General features: G+C 36.5%; 1 protein-coding gene. It reads left to right on the forward strand.

Translation table 11 applies throughout. From position 1 onward, the window contains the following. The first annotated feature begins 519 nt into the window (after positions 1 to 519). Positions 520 to 864 carry a hypothetical protein gene (locus FCV43_RS18480; RefSeq protein ID WP_136995994.1) on the forward strand — a complete coding sequence of 115 codons (345 nt, stop codon included), beginning with the start codon at positions 520 to 522 and terminating at the stop codon, positions 862 to 864. Positions 865 to 1095 lie beyond the last annotated feature (231 nt).

Here is a 1095-nt window from a genome sequence, read left to right on the forward strand (position 1 = left end):
GGATTCCCAACGCTTGGCGTTTTCGTCTTTCTTCAATTTAAGTGTTTATGTCACAGTGGTTTAGACAGGGTGAGTGGCGTTGCTCACCACTTAATGCGGCGTTAGGCAAATAGGGTGCAGATGAGCAGTTAAACTCGCAATATCAGTCTCTAAGAGAGACTCATTTTTATGCCTGTCAAAAAGCTGTTAACAATTATGTTGATTACAGTAAAGGTTCTCTCTCGCCTTTGTTTTCTAATCGCTTGACGATCATTAGATATGCAAGGTAACATGCTTTAAATAAAGTATGGCGACCTTTATTGTTGAGCTGATTTACTTGTACATTTAGCTTTCAATGATGGAAGTAGGGGTACTATTACTTAATAGTTATTGAGTAAAAATAGGCACCATAGACAGTCGGCGCTGAGGTACACGACTGAAATCAGCAAAGTGGAGTTGCAATGGGAGGTTACTATTAACGATGAATCGGATTTACCGATTCAGAGCCTCATAAATAATTGAAAAAAATGAGATAAACTAGTGAACAAATTTATCAAATGTTTGGTTATCACAGCTGTGGCCTGCATGCTCTCTATATCATCCGCGAACGCAACTGAATTAACCCCTGAAATTAGAGGGAAAATGTATGCTAGCCTGGCTGTCTGTTCTAATTATTATGATGGAGTTAATAACATAAAGCATGATGCTATAGATTCTAGATTTCGAGATATGGAACTATATTTTTTAGAAAATTATGCAGATGGGTCTCCTGAACAAACAGAATCCCTCGCTTCAATAGCACCACAATTTGAACGTTTTAAAAAGATGCCTCCTGAGACATTAGATATGGTATGTGAAAGCATATACAAAATGCTGATAAAATAACGAAGTGCAATAGTAAATAGCTGATATTGTTGTTTTTGTCAATTGCAGATAATGTAGATTTAGTTTAGCTTCACCACATGCAGTGCTGTGTGACAATAAATCATAATTTGGCAAAGTCCTGCTGTTAAATCGAATGGATAAGTTTGCTCTACTGTTATTTTATACTCTTTCTATTTTCTAGCCGTATTATATACAGTGCTCCTATATAATATGCCTAACAAGAGACTATGG

It is taken from the genome of Vibrio genomosp. F6 (assembly GCF_005146325.1).
Classification (GTDB): domain Bacteria; phylum Pseudomonadota; class Gammaproteobacteria; order Enterobacterales; family Vibrionaceae; genus Vibrio; species Vibrio cortegadensis.